This is a genomic window from Paenibacillus dauci (assembly GCF_000971985.1).
GTDB classification, from domain to species: domain Bacteria; phylum Bacillota; class Bacilli; order Paenibacillales; family Paenibacillaceae; genus Saccharibacillus; species Saccharibacillus dauci.
In genome coordinates, this window is sequence record NZ_KQ040799.1 from 369,057 (window position 1) to 388,149 (window position 19,093).

17 protein-coding genes are annotated in these 19,093 nt (G+C 46.9%); 5 read left to right on the forward strand and 12 right to left on the reverse strand.

The genetic code is table 11. The features are described 5' to 3' along the window. Window positions 1-9: 9 nt before the first annotated feature. The 3 genes from WH46_RS23260 to WH46_RS23265 form a co-directional block, all read right to left on the reverse strand. Window positions 10-510, reverse strand: a complete 501-nt coding sequence (locus WH46_RS23260; protein WP_052714121.1) for an SRPBCC family protein — start codon at window positions 508-510, stop codon at window positions 10-12. Window position 511: 1 nt separating this feature from the next. Further along, window positions 512-1,369 carry an aldo/keto reductase gene (locus WH46_RS05040; RefSeq protein WP_046225938.1) on the reverse strand — a complete coding sequence of 286 codons (858 nt, stop codon included), beginning with the start codon at window positions 1,367-1,369 and terminating at the stop codon, window positions 512-514. A gap of 287 nt (window positions 1,370-1,656) precedes the next feature. Further along, window positions 1,657-2,991 (reverse strand): DUF2207 family protein, encoded by a 1,335-nt coding sequence (locus tag WH46_RS23265; RefSeq protein ID WP_052714122.1) that lies wholly within the window; start codon window positions 2,989-2,991, stop codon window positions 1,657-1,659. Between the two features lie 221 nt (window positions 2,992-3,212). Here WH46_RS23265 and WH46_RS05050 point away from each other — a divergent pair, with 221 nt between their 5' ends. Genes WH46_RS05050 through WH46_RS05060 form a run of 3 tightly spaced genes read left to right on the forward strand, consistent with a single transcriptional unit; the run spans window position 3,213 to window position 5,729 of the window. Next, window positions 3,213-3,458, forward strand: a complete 246-nt coding sequence (locus tag WH46_RS05050) for a FeoA family protein (RefSeq protein WP_052714123.1) — start codon at window positions 3,213-3,215, stop codon at window positions 3,456-3,458. Continuing rightward, window positions 3,455-5,488 (forward strand): ferrous iron transport protein B, encoded by a 2,034-nt coding sequence (gene feoB, locus WH46_RS05055; protein WP_046225939.1) that lies wholly within the window; start codon window positions 3,455-3,457, stop codon window positions 5,486-5,488. Before WH46_RS05050 ends, feoB begins: the two co-directional genes overlap by 4 nt. Window positions 5,489-5,543: 55 nt before the next feature. Next, window positions 5,544-5,729, forward strand: a complete 186-nt coding sequence (locus WH46_RS05060) for a FeoB-associated Cys-rich membrane protein (RefSeq protein ID WP_046225940.1) — start codon at window positions 5,544-5,546, stop codon at window positions 5,727-5,729. A 255-nt stretch (window positions 5,730-5,984) separates the two neighbouring features. Here the strand turns inward: WH46_RS05060 and aguB are convergent, their stop codons facing one another. From aguB to WH46_RS05085, 5 genes are all read right to left on the reverse strand, one after another. Next, window positions 5,985-6,863: an N-carbamoylputrescine amidase gene (gene aguB / locus WH46_RS05065; RefSeq protein WP_046213815.1), complete on the reverse strand. Its 879-nt coding sequence runs from the start codon at window positions 6,861-6,863 to the stop codon at window positions 5,985-5,987. A gap of 145 nt (window positions 6,864-7,008) precedes the next feature. Next, window positions 7,009-8,037, reverse strand: coding sequence for an agmatine deiminase family protein (locus tag WH46_RS05070; protein ID WP_046225941.1), 1,029 nt, complete (start codon window positions 8,035-8,037; stop codon window positions 7,009-7,011). Window positions 8,038-8,283: 246 nt separating this feature from the next. After that, on the reverse strand, window positions 8,284-8,508 hold the full coding sequence (locus WH46_RS05075; protein WP_017813975.1) for a cold-shock protein: 225 nt from the start codon (window positions 8,506-8,508) through the stop codon (window positions 8,284-8,286). A gap of 190 nt (window positions 8,509-8,698) precedes the next feature. Then, window positions 8,699-8,899, reverse strand: a complete 201-nt coding sequence (locus WH46_RS05080) for a cold-shock protein (protein ID WP_017813974.1) — start codon at window positions 8,897-8,899, stop codon at window positions 8,699-8,701. A gap of 225 nt (window positions 8,900-9,124) precedes the next feature. Beyond that, window positions 9,125-10,006 carry an alpha/beta fold hydrolase gene (locus WH46_RS05085; protein ID WP_017813973.1) on the reverse strand — a complete coding sequence of 294 codons (882 nt, stop codon included), beginning with the start codon at window positions 10,004-10,006 and terminating at the stop codon, window positions 9,125-9,127. 345 nt (window positions 10,007-10,351) lie between these two features. On the opposite strand from WH46_RS05085, the gene WH46_RS05090 reads away from it, so the two are divergent. Further along, on the forward strand, window positions 10,352-11,467 hold the full coding sequence (locus WH46_RS05090; protein WP_046225942.1) for a GGDEF domain-containing protein: 1,116 nt from the start codon (window positions 10,352-10,354) through the stop codon (window positions 11,465-11,467). A gap of 171 nt (window positions 11,468-11,638) precedes the next feature. Here the strand turns inward: WH46_RS05090 and WH46_RS05095 are convergent, their stop codons facing one another. The 4 genes from WH46_RS05095 to WH46_RS05105 all read right to left on the reverse strand — a co-directional run bounded on the left by WH46_RS05095 (window position 11,639) and on the right by WH46_RS05105 (window position 17,037). After that, on the reverse strand, window positions 11,639-12,619 hold the full coding sequence (locus WH46_RS05095) for an aldo/keto reductase (RefSeq protein ID WP_046226019.1): 981 nt from the start codon (window positions 12,617-12,619) through the stop codon (window positions 11,639-11,641). Window positions 12,620-12,745: 126 nt separating this feature from the next. Beyond that, window positions 12,746-12,901 (reverse strand): hypothetical protein, encoded by a 156-nt coding sequence (locus WH46_RS24025; protein WP_156172220.1) that lies wholly within the window; start codon window positions 12,899-12,901, stop codon window positions 12,746-12,748. 32 nt (window positions 12,902-12,933) lie between these two features. Beyond that, the gene (locus WH46_RS05100; RefSeq protein ID WP_052714124.1) at window positions 12,934-15,654 is read right to left on the reverse strand and encodes a copper amine oxidase N-terminal domain-containing protein; all 2,721 of its coding nucleotides are present in this window, start codon (window positions 15,652-15,654) and stop codon (window positions 12,934-12,936) included. A gap of 429 nt (window positions 15,655-16,083) precedes the next feature. Continuing rightward, a complete protein-coding gene (locus WH46_RS05105) occupies window positions 16,084-17,037 on the reverse strand; it encodes a magnesium transporter CorA family protein (protein ID WP_046225943.1) in 954 nt (317 codons plus the stop codon). 241 nt (window positions 17,038-17,278) lie between these two features. Here WH46_RS05105 and WH46_RS05110 point away from each other — a divergent pair, with 241 nt between their 5' ends. Next, a complete protein-coding gene (locus WH46_RS05110; protein WP_082208313.1) occupies window positions 17,279-19,015 on the forward strand; it encodes a glycoside hydrolase family 13 protein in 1,737 nt (578 codons plus the stop codon). The last annotated feature ends 78 nt before the right edge of the window (window positions 19,016-19,093 follow it).

Below are 19,093 nucleotides of genomic sequence, written 5' to 3' on the forward strand. Positions count from 1 at the left end.
TTACAGGAATTAGCGGTATATTGTCGTTTCATGGTGAGTGTCTGTTACTTCCGCTTTCAATTGTCTTGCTACCCCATGCACACCTTCGTCCATCACCTTGTCGTGGCTCCATATATATACCGGACGCATCGCCCGGTTTGCGACTCTCAGCAGACGATGATGGATGCGAACTTTCCATTCGCACCGAAGCATCGTTGATTGTCCATCATCTGTTTTGCTCATAAAGCAGGTACCGATTCCCGATAGTGGTCCTTCTACTTCCAGGGTAAATTGATCAGGTTTTTGTTTGTCTGTGACTTTGAGCAAAATCGAAAGACGAAACAGCATTTTCGTCTTAAACGTACAACGGAACGTATCGCCGATGCCTTCCGGACCGCTTCCCTGTTCCACTTTTTCAAAATTTACGTTATCCCAGAAGTCGATGTTCTCGATATGATCAGCCAGTTCCCATAACTGCTCACGGGGTGTACCGATCGTCCAGCTACTGACAAACAGATAATGGTGTGTCATATCAAATCATGTCCAGTGGTACTTTGTGCGACGGTGCAGCAAAAGCTCCATCCAGCAGATCCAATTGCTCGGAAGTCAGCTCAATCGCGGCAGCCGCCGCATTGCTCTCGGCATGTTCACGGCTGGATGCTTTGGGAATCGCCATGATATTACCACTGCGGATACACCACGCCAGCATAATCTGGAATGGATGCGCTCCCTGCTGCTCGGCAACATCCTGCAGCGCCTGATGGGAAAGCAGTTCCCGGCGCAATGTGCCTGCCTGTGCCAGCGGCGAATAGGCCATAATTGGCATCTGATGCTCCTCCTGCCATGGCAATAAATCCAGTTCAATACCTCGTGAACCAAGATGGTATAACACCTGATTGGTTGCACAATTTTTGCCGTCAGGCAGGCTAAGCAGTGCATTCATATCCTCAACATCCAGATTTGATACACCCCAGCGGCGGATTTTGCCCTGCTGAACCAGCTTCTCCATACCTTCCACCGTATCATGCAAAGGAATCTGACCGCGCCAATGCAGTAAATACAGATCCAGATGATCGGTTCCCAGACGCTTCAGGCTATTCTCGCAGCTGCTGACCAGACGCTCACCACCTGCATTATGCGGATATACCTTGGATACGAGGAATACGTTATCCCGTCGCCCCTGAATCGCTTCGCCGACCAGTGACTCAGATCGTCCTTCGCCATACATTTCTGCCGTATCAATGACGTTCATTCCCAGCTCCAATCCATATTGAAGCGCCTCGATCTCCTCTGCTCTGCGAGCAGAATCATCTCCCATATTCCACGTCCCCTGCCCGATTGCAGGCAGCTGCGTTCCGTCTTTTAATGTAATATAACGTGTATTGTTCATCGGTGGAAGCTCCTCTCGAATTGGCGGTTATCCTACAGTTTATCTTTCTGTGCCTAAAGTGTGATATATGGATTTTGGTAATATACATACGGTACTCCTTATTTACCCATTAACCGATATAGCCTGTTGGAGAACCGTAAGTGCTATTGAATCCACTGTATTTACGTAGAAATAGCAAAAAGACAGAGACTTCATCTATAGAAGTATCTGTCTTAGGGAGGGTATATCATTAGAATAGGCTTATCTGCTGTCGTCCAGGATAGCTACCTGAATATATTCCAAATCGGTTAATCACTGGAGCTGCTTGAACTGTCCGATGAGTCCGAACTGCTGCTCGATGAATCGCTGGAGCTATCACTACTGGATGAGTCACTTGAACTGTCGCTGCTGTAGTAATCGCTATCACCACTCGAAGGATCACTGGCATCGTAATAGTCACTGCTGTAATAGTCGTCATAATAGTATTCGACGTAATCTTCTCCATCCTCGGAATGAACGACTTCGTATCGTCCTCTCCAGCGTGCAACTACAGGATATAAATCAAAAATAGCCTCTTCTGCTTCTACCATTTGCCATGCATGCATTAGAAAAGTATGGTTTTCTTCATGTTCGTCAGTCTGCCATTCGATCCATTCCTTATGCCTATCCATAAAAACTTCACCACATTGAAGTACCATACTAGCCTGAATTAAGTACTCCAGCCTTTGCGGATCATCAACATATTGGTATTTCCCGCGCATCAATTGTGTTTTGAACCAGCGAATCTGTGAATAGCGCAGCTGCTTGCGACTGAACGGCAATACATAGATGGGCAGCAAACAGCTGAATATAGTGATTATCGTCAGTATCACATTCGGGTTGTACATAATACCATATATGATACAGAGGGAACACATACAACCTGCATGGATCAACAGAACATTCCTGGACCAATCCGCCACATATAAAAATATAAGTAACCATCCGAAACCAATAATAATTATGGGCAACATAATCCATACATCTTCTGAGCCGACAAAAACCAGTAAAATACACAGCATCATAGTCGTCAGGCCCCCAAGCAGGACGAACAGTTTTCGGATCCATGTTTTTTCCAGCAGCTTCTTCAGCTTCCATTTACCCTGCAGCTGTTCTCTCCATCCCGCTAGATCTTCATTCAGCTGCCACAACCGTTCCCGATAGAATTGAAGTCGCTCTATATCCTCGGTCTCATTTGGCAAAGGACCAGCAATGTTATGCAGGCGGAACTGGTATCCCTCTTTATTCTGAAATAACCAGTCTACCAAATATTGCTCATCTTCACTTAACTCTGTGTACTCATATTGCTCTGTCAGTGTAAAACGAAGCTTCCGTACATCTGTCCAATGCTTGGGATGAAGTGATATTGTAATAAGCTCTTTATTATACAGAGACAGCAATCCAGCAAAGATGGCATTGCGATATACTTTGCCTCGATTATAGATCAGATTAAGCTCTAAAATATCATATTTCTCATAGCTTTGCGGATAAATTCGCCCATACAGATAATAACATCCCTTAATGATCCATATAGACATGCAGGTAAGCAAACTCAACATAATCAGACAGACCATAATCGTCTCGAACCAAACGGACAGCTCCATGAACCTATCCCTCGCTTTCTTCTCTTGACCCATTGTATGTATATTTTGCTTAATGACTATACGTACTTTATCGGCACTATTTTCATGATATGAGATGCACATCAATATTTTTCCGTAAATCATTCCTGCTAAAGAGAAATACATCATAGTGCAGATCATGTAATCTGTGTTATTTTACATTCATCAAAAATGATAATCATTCTCAATGAGGAGATGAAATAGTGTATCTCTGTTCTAATATGCAATTAACTGCTATCCCATCTGGTCACTCGGTACGTATTCATTCCCTGGAGAGTCTCGATCTGCTGCTTCGACGGCGGTTGATGGATCTGGGCATACGCGAAGGTACGACGATTTCGATTACCCGTCGTGGTCTCTGGGGAGGGCCGATCATTATCGAATACAAAGGACAATTTATTGGTATCCGCCAGCGCGAAGCCCGTCTGCTGGAGGTTATCGGTTCATGAATACTATTGCCCTGTTCGGCAATCCCAATACCGGCAAAACTTCTCTCTTCAACAAACTGACTCGTTCGTATGCGAGTGTAGGCAATTGGGCTGGAGTCACGGTAGAGAAAAAGGTAGGTACCCTGCGCGACAGATCCGCCTTGTTGGTTGATCTGCCCGGTGCCTATTCGCTGCATCCACTCTCGCTAGACGAAGGTGTGACTTCGCGCTTCCTGATCGATGAGCCACCTGCAAGCCTGATCAATATCGTGGATGCTTCGCAGCTGGAGCGTAATCTGTATCTCACTGTGCAGCTGTTGGAATACGGCTGTCCCATGGTCATTGGCCTGAATATGATCGATGTAGCACGCGGCCGGGGAATACTCATCAATGAGCAGCTGCTGGCTGCAGAACTGGGTGTTCCGGTTCTTCCCATTATTGCCCGCTCCGGGCAAGGTACACGTGCCTTACTACAGCAGCTGACTGATCTTCCTTCCCTCCATGATGGAGCCAAAGCGTCTTTCCGACTGGATTATGGGTCTATCATCGAAAATACGGCGCTGACGCTCGCTGAAGCGATCCAGGCTGCGCTGCCAGAACGTGCACCACAGTATGCACGCTGGGTAGCGCTACAGCTTATAGAAGGTAATCCGGTAGTGGAACAGTACGCCTATTCCCTACTGCCACCCGAATGGATCCGGCAGCAATTGGAACTGTGTAGTACACGTCTGACTGCAGATAATGAAGAATCTACGCCTGCAGAACATCTGCGCCGAATCCGCACACAGTGGATCACTCATCTGTACAATCTGGCAGCAGACCATAGCCGCTCTGGCAACCGGACACTTACCGAGAAGGTCGATGCCGTATTCACCCACCCGCTGTTCGGTATTCCCATCTTTCTGTTGATGATGTTTGCCATTTTCAAATTAACCTTTGACTGGGCAGGCAATCTACTGGCTGACCAGATCGATGCGCTGATAGCCGGTCCGATTAGCAGTGGTGCCACTTCCCTCCTCCAGCTGCTCGGTGCTTCGGCATTTACACAAGGGTTGATCGTTGACGGAATTATTGCCGGTGTAGGCGGAGTTCTCGTATTCATGCCGCAGATTGCGATCTTGTTCCTGATGATCTCGCTGGTCGAAGACTCGGGTTATATGGCTCGGATCACCCTGCTGATGGACCGGATGATGGAATATGTCGGCTTGAATGGTAAAGCCTTTATCCCGTTTATTATTGGGTTTGGCTGCAATGTTCCTGCAGTAATGGCTGCGCGTGCAATTGAACAACGACGGGAGCGTCTATTGACTATTCTGCTCGTACCGTTAATGTCCTGTTCTGCACGGCTGCCAGTCTATACGCTGTTTGCCGGAGTATTTTTCGCACGCCATCAGGCGGTGGTCGTTATGATTCTGTATCTACTTGGTATGGTCGTCGCGCTGGGACTGGCGAGACTTCTATCGAACAGCCCGCTATTTGCCAGGGAAAAGTCATTTTTTCTGGTGGAGTTGCCACCTTACCGTGTTCCGCAGCCGCTATCTCTTTTCCGTAATACCTGGGAAAAGGTCAAAGGCTTCCTGCACAAGGCAGGTACGATCATCCTCGCCGGCTCCGTTGCGATCTGGCTGTTGTCCCATCTGGGTATGCAGGGATATGGCGTAGATATGGATCATAGCTTTTTGGCTGCGATTGGCGGGGTATTCGCTCCTCTGCTGGACCCGGTCGGATTCGGTACATGGCAGGCCGTAGCTGCACTGCTGACCGGCTTTATGGCCAAGGAAGTCGTTGTCTCTACTATGAATATTATTTATCATGCGCCTACGATGGAGGGTCTGGGCTTACAGCTGAGCAGCGCATTCACAGCCCTGCAGGCATTTAGTTTTATGGTGTTTGTGCTGCTGTATACGCCCTGTCTCGCTACAGTCAGCGTTATTCGCAAAGAAACACAATCCTGGAAATGGGCTGGCTTCTCTATCCTGTATGCCGTAATGATCGCTTATGTGCTGGCTCTGCTGATTTATCAATTGGGCCGGCTGATTGGATATGTATGATACTTCTGGCTGCTGTTAACTGCTCATCTATTCAAAATGAAAAGAGGTTCTATACATGATCAACTGGATTCTGCTGCCCATTATCCTGCTGTATGCCGGCTGGATGTTTTATCGATTCTGGCAAAAAAGTAAACAAGGTGCCTGTACCAGCTGCCCTGCAGCACGAACCTGTGCAGGCTGCTGTACCACTGAACCTTCTGCGATAGCCAAACCGGATCAGACCAGTACCCAAGTAAGATGATTCATAGGTTACGATCCCATATCGTCCGGATTACGGTAGGGAGCAGTTCGTATCTACCTAACCGAATACGTCATAGTAAATAAAACAGGCTATAGATCACCATGCATCATGATCTACAGCCTGTTTATATATTTTCTGCTTTGTTTGTATATTCGCTCATTCTTGTATCGCATCCGTTATGACAAACAACGCTGATATACCGGACTAATTTGAGAAGGAGAAAACCATTCCTGTCCCTCAAATCGTCCTGCCGGATTACTTGATTCGGCGTTCACCGTCATACGTAGCAATCATCTGGTACAGATCCGGACGACGGTCGCGGAAGATTCCCCACTCCAGACGCTGGGTCTCCAGCAGATCCAGATCGAACTCGGCTACCAGCACACCTTCACTGCTGCGATCCGCTTCCTGTACTTTATTGCCCTGCGGTCCGGCGATAAAGGAAGAACCGTAGAAGTTGATTGAAGAATCTTCGTCTTCTTCTTTGCCGATGCGGTTAGAGGCAATCACCGGAATCAGGTTGGCACCTGCATGACCGAGCATGCATGCCTGCCAGTGATCCTTGGAATCAATCGACGTATCCTGCGGCTCTGAACCGATCGCTGTCGGGTAAAATAGCAGTTCTGCACCCATCAGTGCCATGCAGCGTGCAGCTTCCGGATACCATTGATCCCAACAGATACCTACGCCGATTTTGGCATATTTGGTATCCCAGACCTGGAAACCGGTATCTCCCGGATTAAAGTAGAATTTCTCTTCATAACCTGGACCATCCGGAATATGACTTTTGCGATAACGTCCCAGAATCTCGCCGTCTGCATCGATCACAGCCAGAGAGTTATAGCGCGCATAGTTTTTCTTTTCATAAAAACTGATTGGCAGTACAACATCCAGTTCTTTGGCTACTGCACGGAAATGATTGATCGCTTTGTTATGCTCCAGTTCGGTAGCATACTGATAATATTCCGCTTTTTCCTTCTGACAGAAGTATGGAGTCTCAAACAACTCCTGCAGCAGAATAATCTGTGCACCCTGTGCTGCCGCTTCGCGTACGAGGCGGTCTGCTTTTCGGATGTTCTCGTCGATATCCCAGGAACAGCTCATTTGTGTAGCTGCTACTTTTACATTTCTCATAATATGGGGTTCATCCTTTCCGGAATGGATTAAGTTCGTGACCTGCTGTCTTTGGCATAACATTCCTACTGACTGCTATTTATACAGCTGTTGCTTCTATATATACCGTTACAGTTGTCTATAATTAGTAAAGTATCTGCTGCGCTTACTTGCCCGCAGGAATCTGCTGGGTAGTACAGTGCACATTACCGCCTTCACGGATAACAGCCATTCCGTCAATCGTGCGAATCTTGCGATCCGGGAAAGTCTGCTGCAGTACTTCGATGGCTTTGCGATCTGCTTCTTCAGCGGTGCCGCCGAATACTGGCAGAATAATACCGCCATTTACAAAATAGAAATTCAGATAGCTCAGTGTCAGACGCTGCTCACCATACATCACCAGCGGTGGCTGTTCGATCTGGATCACTTCCAGCTTGCGCCCGCGTGCATCGGTCGCTTCTGCCAGAATACGCAGATTCTCCTGAGTAATCTCATAGTTATCATCGGCAGGATCATTGCACACTTGAAGAATGACTTTGCCCGGTGCAGCAAAACAAGCGACATTGTCGACATGACCATCCGTCTCGTCGCCAGCCAGACCACGATTCAGCCAGATGATTTGCTCTACATTGGTGAAATCCTTAACATGCTGTTCAATCTGTTCACGGGACAGCTGCGGATTACGATTCGTATTCAGCAGACATTCCTCGGTAGTCAACATCGTGCCTTCACCATCTACATGGATCGATCCACCTTCGAGCACGAGTGGAGCATCAAATTGACGCAGGCCGAGATGCTTCAGGACTGCCGGTGCGACAGCATCGTCCAGATCCCATGGCTTATATTTGCCGCCCCATGCGTTGAATCCCCAGTTGATACCGGCACGTTCACCAGCTTCATTCATAACAATGGTCGGTCCGTTATCACGCAGCCATGCATCGTTATGCTCCAATGGCAGGAAAACTACGGCTTGTCCCTGGAACAGAGCTTCTACTTTCTCCAGATCATCCGGATTCACGACCAGCGTCACCGGTTCAAACTCGGCAATCGCGCTGACCAGCTCCTGATAGCCTTTGCATACATTCTCGTAATCCTCCGGATATACCATGGAATCCTGTACAGGCCAGGATAATAGGGTACGTTCATGCGCTGTCCACTCGGCAGGCATCTTATATTGCAAATCAATTGGTTTCATTCGTATTCGTCACCTTATTCATATGGTATAGGTCATGCCTTCCGATCAACTGCTCATCGGCTGTATACGCCAAACAATTGGAACAAACTATATCATACAATACCTGTACACGTTGTAAAGTGATTTGCGTAAATTTTATGTAAAGGATTATACTTTCTGGACACAAACAAAAAACCACCCTACCGGAGCCTGTTCAGATGCTCTCAATAAAGTGGCACGTTCATATAATCCTATGTGCTTGTGCTATTATTTCTTTTTAGCGGCTTTACCCTTGCTGGAATATGCATAATCCAGAACAGGCAATTCTTTTTGTCCTCGGGTCATAGGTGACTTGCACTGTGAGCAAACCGGCTCTTCGGCAAGCGCATAATCATTACGCATCCAACCGTTGCACTCCGAATCCGTGCATACCCAGATATCAGTCATTTCTGTAGGAATCTCTTGCAATGGATTTTTCCGTGAATAGTACATGTAGTCCCCTCCCAGAGCGTGATCAATATTTCGCTAGTATTTGCGGCCATCTATTCAATGTTCACTGAGTACTACCGATAAAGAATATAACAACAGTAAAAAATACCGTATCATCCAGCTCATGGAAATACATGGGCTTGCTTAATAAAAAAACACCCTTAACAAACGTTAAGGGCGTCTCTTAGCTGAATTACAGTTTTACAACGTTTTCAGCTTGTGGTCCACGGTTTCCTTCAACTACGTTGAATTCTACGCGTTGGCCTTCGTCCAAAGTTTTGAAGCCGTCACCTTGGATAGCGGAGAAGTGAACGAATACATCGTTGCCACCTTCAACCTCGATAAAACCAAAACCTTTTTCTGCGTTAAACCATTTTACTGTACCTGTTTGCATGTGGAATACCTCCAAAATTAAATTTACATGACCTTCTTTATTCAGAGGAAAATACATCCGATAAAATAGAAAAATCACATATTGTACAAGGTTATAAACCTTCAAAATAATAACCCTCTACAATATGTGAGTTCAGGTCACGATTTCGATATTCTTATTATAACCCATAACCTGAAGAAAAACAATGACTATAAGGTAATTTTTGTAATTTTATTTTTTTTGTCTTTAATCGTACTTCAAATGCTGCAATATCAAGGTATTGACGCGCGTTGGATCTTCATGGTGCAGCCAGTGTGTACAGTGGTCCAAATGGATCAATTCTCCATTTTCACATTTACGGATACTCAGGTCGGACATTTCTTTGCTCAGTGCCTGATCATTGGAACCCCAGATCATGCGTGTAGGAACAGTAATCATCGCTGTATCCGAAATCTCGGGTCTTTTTTGCATGAGGGCACGATACCAGTTAAGCATCGCTGTATCTGCTCCCGGCTGTGACCAGGCTTCACGATACAGATCAAGCTCCTCTTCGGAAAAGGCTCCTTCGTTGGCAGACTGCTGCAGCATACCGGTCAGACGCTTCCAATCTTTGGACGCCAGAATTTTCTCGGGCAGATCGGGAATCTGGAAAAAGAATACATAAGCACTCTTCATCATCTGTTTGGCATGGCTTTTCAAAAAGTCCATCATTACTGCCGGGTGAGGTACATTCATAATCACCTGTCGACGGATCAGCTCCGGATAACGCTCCGACAATCTCCACAGTACGATCGCTCCCCAGTCATGACCTACCATATCTACCTGGGCATGTCCGGACGATTGGATCAGACCGGCAATATCATCCACCAGTACATCCAGTGTATAGGATTCGATCCCCTGCGGCTTGTCACTGAGATTATATCCGCGCTGGTCAGGAGCCCATACCCGGTATCCTTCGGCTACCAGTGCTTCAATCTGATTCATCCAGCCATGCCAGAACTCGGGGAATCCATGCAGCAGAATAACAAGCGGTCCATCCATCGGACCTGCCTGCGCTACATGCAGATTGATCCCGTTCGTAGCTATTGTATGATGTTCAATCTCCAGCGGTGTCGTAAAAGTAGTCATGATCTGCGCCTCCTGTAGTGAATATTGGATGTTATGTGCATTGGTGAAAAAGAATCGTCTCTTTATTAACTCGTCTTTCTATATTTAACACGTCTGACCAAAGTGAAACCCGGCCTGATGTATTTTGATTATTTACGAATCTTTTCTTCTATATAATGCGTTAGCGGAGAGAGTCGTCTTTTTAGCGATTTTCTTAGTAGGCTTTTTCTTGGGAGGCTGTTATGAAATATACTTTTTATTTGAGCAATGATTGGTAATGCTTGCCTTTTAATCTGCCTGAGTAATGATCTATAATAATTAGGTTAACGTGTAATCTACATTCGAATCCGGCAGTATGGTGATTTTATGAAATTTCTAGAGCTTCCCCATAATTATCCCGAACAACTGGGCAACCAGTCTAAGTGGATCAGCAAGTTTATCCGTTCCTACTGGCTTGTCGTTTTCGTTCATACTATCGCCCAGTTAGGGTGTTTTTTATTTTTGTATTATCCAATAAGCAAATATGACTTCTATATTAACACTTTGCTGGTTCCTGCCGTATTAATGAGCGGTATGATTATCTGGACGCATTGGATTCACAGGCAGCAGCCGCATTTCATCTTTTATGCCATGTCTATTACAAGCACATTTATTACATGGGTAATTATTTATCTCAATTATGATGTTCGCATTATTCCTGCGCTTTGTCTGATGCCCATATTCTCTTCCGTCATTTTCTTTAGAAAACGACTGCTGTGGTTTTCTTCTATTCTGCAAATGGTGACGTTTGTAACTCTATATCTGAGTGACGCACACTTCCGTGATTTCCTATCCTCTTTTGACGCTGTCGCTACTCCTTCATTTATTCTTGCAGGTACGGTTATTGCCCATATTATTCTTATTAGCGGCCGCGAGCTGATGGTTGATCTGCAGCAGACGATACAGGCCAAGCAGGAGCTGATCGTTCGCAATGCGATTATGAGCAAGCTCTCCAAGACAGATGGATTGACCAACTTGTACAATCAGATTTCATTTCGCGATTATTATGATACAGCCTTTAATTACGCCAGCCAGGATTCCTGCCTGCATCTGGCTCTGCTGGATATTGATAATTTCAAGCAGATTAATGATACGTACGGACATCGTGTCGGGGATATGGTACTCGGCATTATATCCCAGGTCATTCAGCAGTATATCTCTTCCAGCGATATTGCTGCCCGGTATGGCGGTGAAGAATTTGCACTGCTGATTCTGGATAAAAACTTCGATGAAGCCTATGAGCTGGTCGAGAGTATACGCAGTCACCTGTCCGGACTGCGCTGGAAAGAGCTAAATAATCAGACAGTAACCGTCAGTATTGGTCTGCATAGCTGTGAGCCAGGTCTGACCAAGGAAGACCTGTTTGAAAGAGTAGACAGTTATCTGTATCAGGCCAAACGTTCCGGCAAAAACAAAATTGTCACTGCACTTCATATCGCTTGATAGATCCAGATCGTCCGAAGAGTAAGCGTGCATGTGGCTGAGAATTACAACCAAGAACTACAGATCAATTATCGACGATCTGAATAAATAACAAGCACGTAGGCGAATAATCTGCCTACGTGCTTGTTTGAATTAAAGCGTTATGATCAGCGATAGATATTGACCGCTTGATTACTGGAAACCTACAACCGGATGAGGTACATAAGGTTCTTCCAGCTGGCGAATCTCTTCTTCGGTTAATTGGATATTCAGTGCAGCAACTGCATCTTCCAGATGATTCAATTTGGTTGCGCCAACGATGGGTGCAGAGATCGGTTCTTTTTGCAGTACCCAGGCCAGAGCGATCTGCGCGCGCGGAACTCCCCGCTGCTCGGCAATCTGTGCGACGCGCTCTACTACCTGACGATCGGCATCTGCTGTATTCGCATATAATCCCTGCCCAAATGTATCACTTTCAGAGCGGGCAGTCTCTGCTTCCCAATCGCGGGTCAATCTGCCTCGCGCCAGCGGACTCCATGGGATAACACCTACTCCTTCTGCTTTGCAGAGCGGCAGCATCTCCCTTTCTTCTTCCCGGTACAGCAGATTCACATAATTCTGCATCGATACAAAGGAAGCCCAGCCTTTACTTTTGGAAATATCCAGCGCCTTCATAAACTGCCATGCATACATGGAAGAAGCGCCAATATAACGGGCTTTGCCGGCACGTACAACATCATTGAGCGCTTCCAGTGTCTCTTCGATCGGTGTATTCGGGTCCCAGCGGTGAATCTGATACAGATCCACATAGTCTGTTCCGAGCCGCTTGAGGCTATTATCAATCTCCGTCGTAATCACTTTACGGGATAATCCGCCGCCATTGGGGCCGGAGCGCATTTTACCATGAACTTTGGTGGCAATTACCACTTCATCACGATTGGCAAAATCCCGCAGAGCACGACCTACAATCTCTTCACTCGTACCATCCGAGTACACATTGGCTGTATCAAAAAAGTTAATCCCTGCATCCAGCGCCTGCCGGATAAAAGGTCGACTCTCTTCTTCATTCAATGTCCACGGATGAGGTCCACGATCCGGTATTCCATAGCTCATACATCCCAGGCAAATCCGGGATACATCCAGCCCTGTACGTCCAAGCTTCACATAGTCCATTGCACTGCCTCTTTCCGCCATCTTCGGCATAGAATAGGATGGTTCCTCTTTCATCTTACCCCTTTTACCCGGATGTCCGTCAATTTTGTATATCGGATTTCTATAAAGTTCGCATACATGAACTGGTTATACGCCATCCTCTTCAGCAGCATGATACACCAGCTGATGGAATACAGCAGACCCCAGCGGCAAGAGACAGATCAGCATATCTGAAGCCGTATATCCAAAAAGCAAAAAGCCCTTTCCGGTGATCACACCGAAAAGGGCTTTGAGAATAGACAAAATCATGTTCTGCCGAACGGCTATCCAATGAATTATTGGATATTCAGCTGTGCTTCACGGGAAGCAGTGGACAGTGCATTCACAGTCGCATCACGTCCATTGGCTACCGACAGCACGAATGCCTTGTAGGCTACGCCCTGACGAATTGAGGCACCATTCACATCCACATTGGATGTGCTGAATGCCCATTCGCTGTACGTAGATCCGGTTACTGTCTGAGAACGGGAACCGCTCAGACGGTTGGCATCCGCCAGGGTGAAACTATCCGCATTGGCGGAAGGCACCAGCATGATCGCGTAGGAACCAATAGCCGAGCTGTCAGATGGACGATTAAAGTTAACACGGATCGCTCCAGCATTATTATCGGCCGTAGCCGTTACATTGGTCGGCGCTGCCACGTTCTTGTTAGTAATTACAAAATCATTGGAAGCGCTGGAAAGTGCATTCACTGAACGAACCGAACCATCTGCTACCGTGAGTACAAACACGCGATAGCTCACATTTTTATCAATTGCATTGCCACTGTAGTCCTTGGCACCTGCAGGCAATGCCTGGGTAACTTTGGACGCGGTTTTGGCGACACGCGTATAGTTGGCAGAAGATACAGAATTGGCTGCGCTTAGCGTAAATCCGCTGCTCTGATCATTACGCACCACGATCATCCGGTATTCAGAAATGCCGGTATCATTGGCAGGCGTAAAGCTCACTGTGATATCGGACGGATTGCTGTTCGCGCTGCTGTTGCTGGTTGTCAGGCTATTCACTACAGAGGCTGCTGTACTGCCGCCCAGTGTAATGGTACTCGAAGCGGAAGAGAGGGAATACGTATCCGAGGCATCACCGGAACCTACACTCAGGACGAATACACGATAAGCTACTCCGTTTTTGACCAGATCGCCATCGACATCACGCGCTCCGGAAGCCAGTACAATAACACGATTGGAGCCGTTTTTGCTGACCGAGGTGTAGTTGGAGCTGGATACCTTTTGAGCCTTGGTCTGGGTAAAGTTGCTGGAGTCGCCGGATTTGACGACCAGAATACGATACTGGCTGACCAGATTTTCATCGCCGGATTTATTAAAGGAAACCTGCAGATCGCGTCCATCTCCATAATCGCTCACATCACTGACGCTGACACCATTGGTGCTGCCTACCGTTTTACTGCTTGATGTAAGTGTGATGGTCGAAGAAGCAGATGATAATGAATTGCTGTATGAACCTGTTCCTCTGGACATTACGAATACGCGGTAGGATACATCATTTTTGATATTGTCACCATTGTTATCCTTGAGCGAAGAAGACAGAGTAACTTCACGATCGCTGCCTGTTTTGGATACATCCATATAACGACTGGAATTCAGCGCACTCGCTTTTTCCAGATCAAAGTCGCCGGAGTTTGTACTGCGGACAACGAAGACACGATAGCCGCTGATTCTGGACTCATTGGAGATTTTGTCAAAGGAAACCTGCAGATCGCGCGCATCCCCATTATTGCCTACATCGGTAACTTTGGTAATAGATGGTGCATCGACCGCTTTGCCCAGTGTCAGCGAGTTGGAAGCTGCAGACAAGCCAAGGGTATCGCCGCCGCTGCTTACTGCCGTAACAAATACAGTATAGGAGATGCCTTCGGCTATTATTTTGCCATTGGTATCACGTGTGGAAGACTTGAGACGTACCGTATGATTGGAACCATCCTTGGTGACGCTGGTATAGTTGTCGCTGTTTACTTTGCCTGCTTCGGACAGGTTGAAGCTGCTTGCATTGCTGGAAGGAACGACAAAAATGCGGTAAGCGGATACTTTGCTCTCGTCCGACACTTTATTGAATGATACAGACAGATCGCGTCCGTCTGCGTTATCCGCTACATCACTTGCTTTCACTTCTCCCGGTGTAGCGGATGCAGATACCGTACTACCCAGATTGGTGATTGTCTGTGCCATAGTCAGTGCACTGGTATAGCCAGGATTGCCGACAGCCAGTATATAGACGCGGTAGCTGACATTTTTCTGGATCAGGGCACCATCCGTATCCCGTGATTGCGGCAGCAGGGTAATGGTGTAATTGCTGCTGCCTTTCGGTACGATCTGGTAATTGGCTGCAGGCACATTCTGTGCAGATGCCAGGTTAAAAGAATTGATATTGCCAGATTTGACGACCAGAATACGATACTGGCTGACGGCAGACGCACTTGCAGATCCCGGGAAAGCGACCTGCAGATCACTGCCATTACCCTGCTGACCGATGACACTGGCATTGACATAGGCTACCGGCGATACCGAACCTGTCGATGGTGTAGTCGTAATTGGAGTCGTTCCTTTGCTTGTTGTAATACTGACGGTCTGTGTGGCCTTATTCCAGCCAACTTTGCTGCCCATTGCTTCGGTTACGAACCGCAGCGGAACCATTACTCTGCCTTTGATCACTTTGGCCGGCACATCCATGGCGGTCAATTTGTCATTGATTGTGGCGCGGGTAGAACCCACAGGCAGTACAACAGTAGTCGTTCCTTTGACAGCTGTAACGGTTTTGGTGCTTTGTTTCCACAGTACTTTGGCGTCCAGTGCTTCAAAAACGCCACGCAGCGGAACCATTGTCCGTGATCCGGACATAACCGGTGCCTGATCGGTAACCAGCGGTACGCCATTCACGGTAATCTGGATCAGTTTTGCCGCTTCTGCAGATGGTGTATGTAACCCTCCACTAACTACTAGTGTTGCTGCCAACAACGCTGAACTGATTTGCTTTTTCACTTTGTCATCCCCTTGTCCCCTGATTAACTGTACTTGTTCCATTATCCCTGTCTATTAGACAGCCCCTATGCGGATAAAGTTACACGCCCGTTTATATTTTTATAGGCACGGGCAGCCGATTTTGTATGATCCATGATGTCGTATAACTTGAAATTCCCAACATTGTATCGCCTGGATTATGGAAATTATTCCTTTTTGTTTATTCCAGACTCTATGTACGTTACCATCTAATAAATGGCTGAACAACTCGATAATTGTTACAAATGGCAACAATTTATTCATTATCGGAACAAGCCATGTATTTGTTTACAGGTTATGACAAGGAGGAAATTTGAGTATGCCAACAAGACGCTTTGGCAAAAAGCGTCTGAGACGGCAGTATCTGAAGAAAATCCGGCTGTGATGCCGGGCGGATATTTGTTCTGTATTTTATTTACGCAGATCCTTGTTTTTGTCGCGGCTCATATCCATATTAAGAATATCTCCGGTCAGGCCGGTGCTCCGCAGCCACAAATACGTAACCAGCGTCAGTCCGAAAATCAGACCGAGGGCTCCTGCATAACCCCACTTCCATTCCAGTTCGGGCATGTTTTTGAAATTCATTCCCCATATAGCACCCAGGGCTGTCATCGGCGTCAGCAGTACCGTAAATACGGTCAGTGTCTTCATGATCGTATTGGAGCGGTAATTGGCAATATTATCGTCCACTTTGAGCAAGGAATCGATCTCGTGTTCATAATTTTGCTGAAGCATACGAATACGTTTGAGATAGATGCTCAGAATCCGGTAGGTCTCCGAATGATCGATAATCTCGGGAAAGGTCTCTTCCACTCCATATTCAATCTCGCGAAGCGCTACAGTATGCAGATTCCAGCGGGTCAGCTGATTACGAAGATCGATAATTTCGCGCAGCAGTCGGCTGCCGTTACTTTTTCTCATGCGTTCTTCAATATCCGTCAGATCCATTTCGATCTCGTCCATACGTGCAAACAAAGCCCTGATAAAGGAATTCATAATAAACAGAAAGCCCTCTACCGGTCTGGACAGACCAGCGATGTGCCGATCCCATTCCTCGGGCTCCACCTGATGTACCAGCCAGCTCATATCGCCTACGGTTACCAGCTTGTCACCGGCAATATAATAATGGAGCAGCCAGCTGTCATGAGGCTCATCTGTCAGCTTGACAGTGAGTGTACCGCTCATCGTATGGGTCCCCTCCAGATGAGAGCTTGTAGAGATATGATTATGACGGCACATCAGACTCTCTGATGCCCATTTCCGGATACGTTCATCGAAATCAGGATGCTCGATCAAATGACTGCTATCCTGCTGACGAAACCATGTCCAGCCATGCTCCGATGGAATAACTTCAGCTTGTATCATGATATCATTTCCCTTCCTGCAACTTCCCTTACTCTCATTACCCTGAACAGGCAGCAAGTGATTGATCTTTGGCTGGAACCTTTTTCTACTTATCTTTTCCCAGTTGCCGGATTTCCGTAAGCTGTATGCGGGTATGTATATAGATGGTAGTCCACAATCATATATTGTGCAATTGAGATCATAGAACTCCAAAATAAACTTAAAATAGAAATCACTCTTACGCTGGAATAGGAGAACCGTCATGAAGAAAATTATGAAACCGGAATTCTGGAAAGAAAGTGTCATTTACGAGATTTATCCGCGCAGCTTCAAAGATAGCAATAACGATGGAATCGGTGATATTCCCGGCATCCTGTCCCGCCTGGATTATCTGCAGGATCTGGGGGTCGATATTCTCTGGCTTACGCCAGTCTATCCGACCAGTAACGCCGATTATGGTTATGATATTACTGACTATTACGATATTAATCCCGAGTATGGCACGCTGGAAGAATGGAAACAGCTGCTGCATGAATTACATCAGCGCGATATGAGACTCATTATGGATCTGGTCATCAATCATACTTCGGATGAGCATCCGTGGTTCCAGGAGTCCCGTTCTTCCAGGGATAATCCGTACCGCGACTATTACTTCTGGCGAGACCCGGCACCGGATGGAGGTCCGCCGAATAACTGGACATCGTTTCTCGGAGATTCCATGTGGCAGCTGGACGAGCAGACCGGACAGTATTACCTGCACTCTTATGGAACCAAGCAGCCGGATCTGAATTGGGATAATCCCAGCGTCCGTCAGGATATGCATAAAGCCATGCGATACTGGCTGGATCTGGGCATTGATGGTTACCGGATCGATGCCGTCAACTCTATCTCCAAAGATACCCGTTTTCCGGATGCCAAGGACACAGATAACATGCAGGCCAACTCCTCAGAATTCTACAAAAATGGCCCTCATATTCACGAATATCTGCATGAAATGTACAAGGAAGTCTTCTCGCACTATGATATTTTCACAACCGGCGAAGCTTCGGATGTCACGCTGGACGACGTCAAAGCCTACAGCAACCCTGCACGGGAAGAACTGAATATTATTCTGATGATCGAAGCTTCCAAAATATCCGATGATCCGCAGGACATGTGGAAAAGCAAACCGTGGGAGCTACATGAGCTCAAGGAAATTATCGCCAAGTGGCAAAAAGATCTGTACGGCGAAGGCTGGATGGGCATCTATCTGAGCAATCATGATCATCCCCGCTTGGTCTCGTACCTGGGTGACGAAGGCGAATACCGGGAAGAATCCGCGAAAATGCTGGGCATTTTCCTGCTGACATTGCGCGGTACACCGCATATTTATCAGGGAGACGAGATTGGAATGACCAATGCTACACATCTGCATACCATCGATGATGTTACCGAGCAGCAAGCGCAGGTATATTACAGAAAAATGGTGGAACAGTATAATGAAGATCCCGAAGTCATTATGGAGCGTATCCGCAACAAGGCAAGGGACAATGCCCGTACCCCGATGCAGTGGGATAACAGTGAACATGCTGGATTCTCCCAGCATACACCATGGATTCCGGCTAATCCGAATGCTGCCGAGATCAATGTACAGGCCAATCAGGATAATCCTGACTCTATTCTGCACCTGTACCGCAAACTGATCCATATTCGCAAGGAAAGCTCTGCTCTTATGTATGGCAAATACGATTGCATCATTTCGGAGCACAAGCAGATTTTTGCTTATACCCGGGAATGGGATGATGAACACTGGATGATTATCCTGAATTTCTCGCGCTCGGAAGCGGAAGTGCAGCTGGATCAGCATCTGGCGGATCGACTGAAAAATGCCGAGCTGATTATCGGCACTCATGGTACTCATTCCGAGCAGATTGCCGAGGAGGCAAGAGAGCATCGTACGGTAACATTGCAGCCGTATGAATCCCTGGTCTTCCGCGGCCTGTCCATTCTGGATAGCTAGTCTGTGCAGTTCCGATACTCCTGCGGATATCCCTTCTATCCGAAGGGTCCTTATCACAATTGGACTATTCCGGTTCAA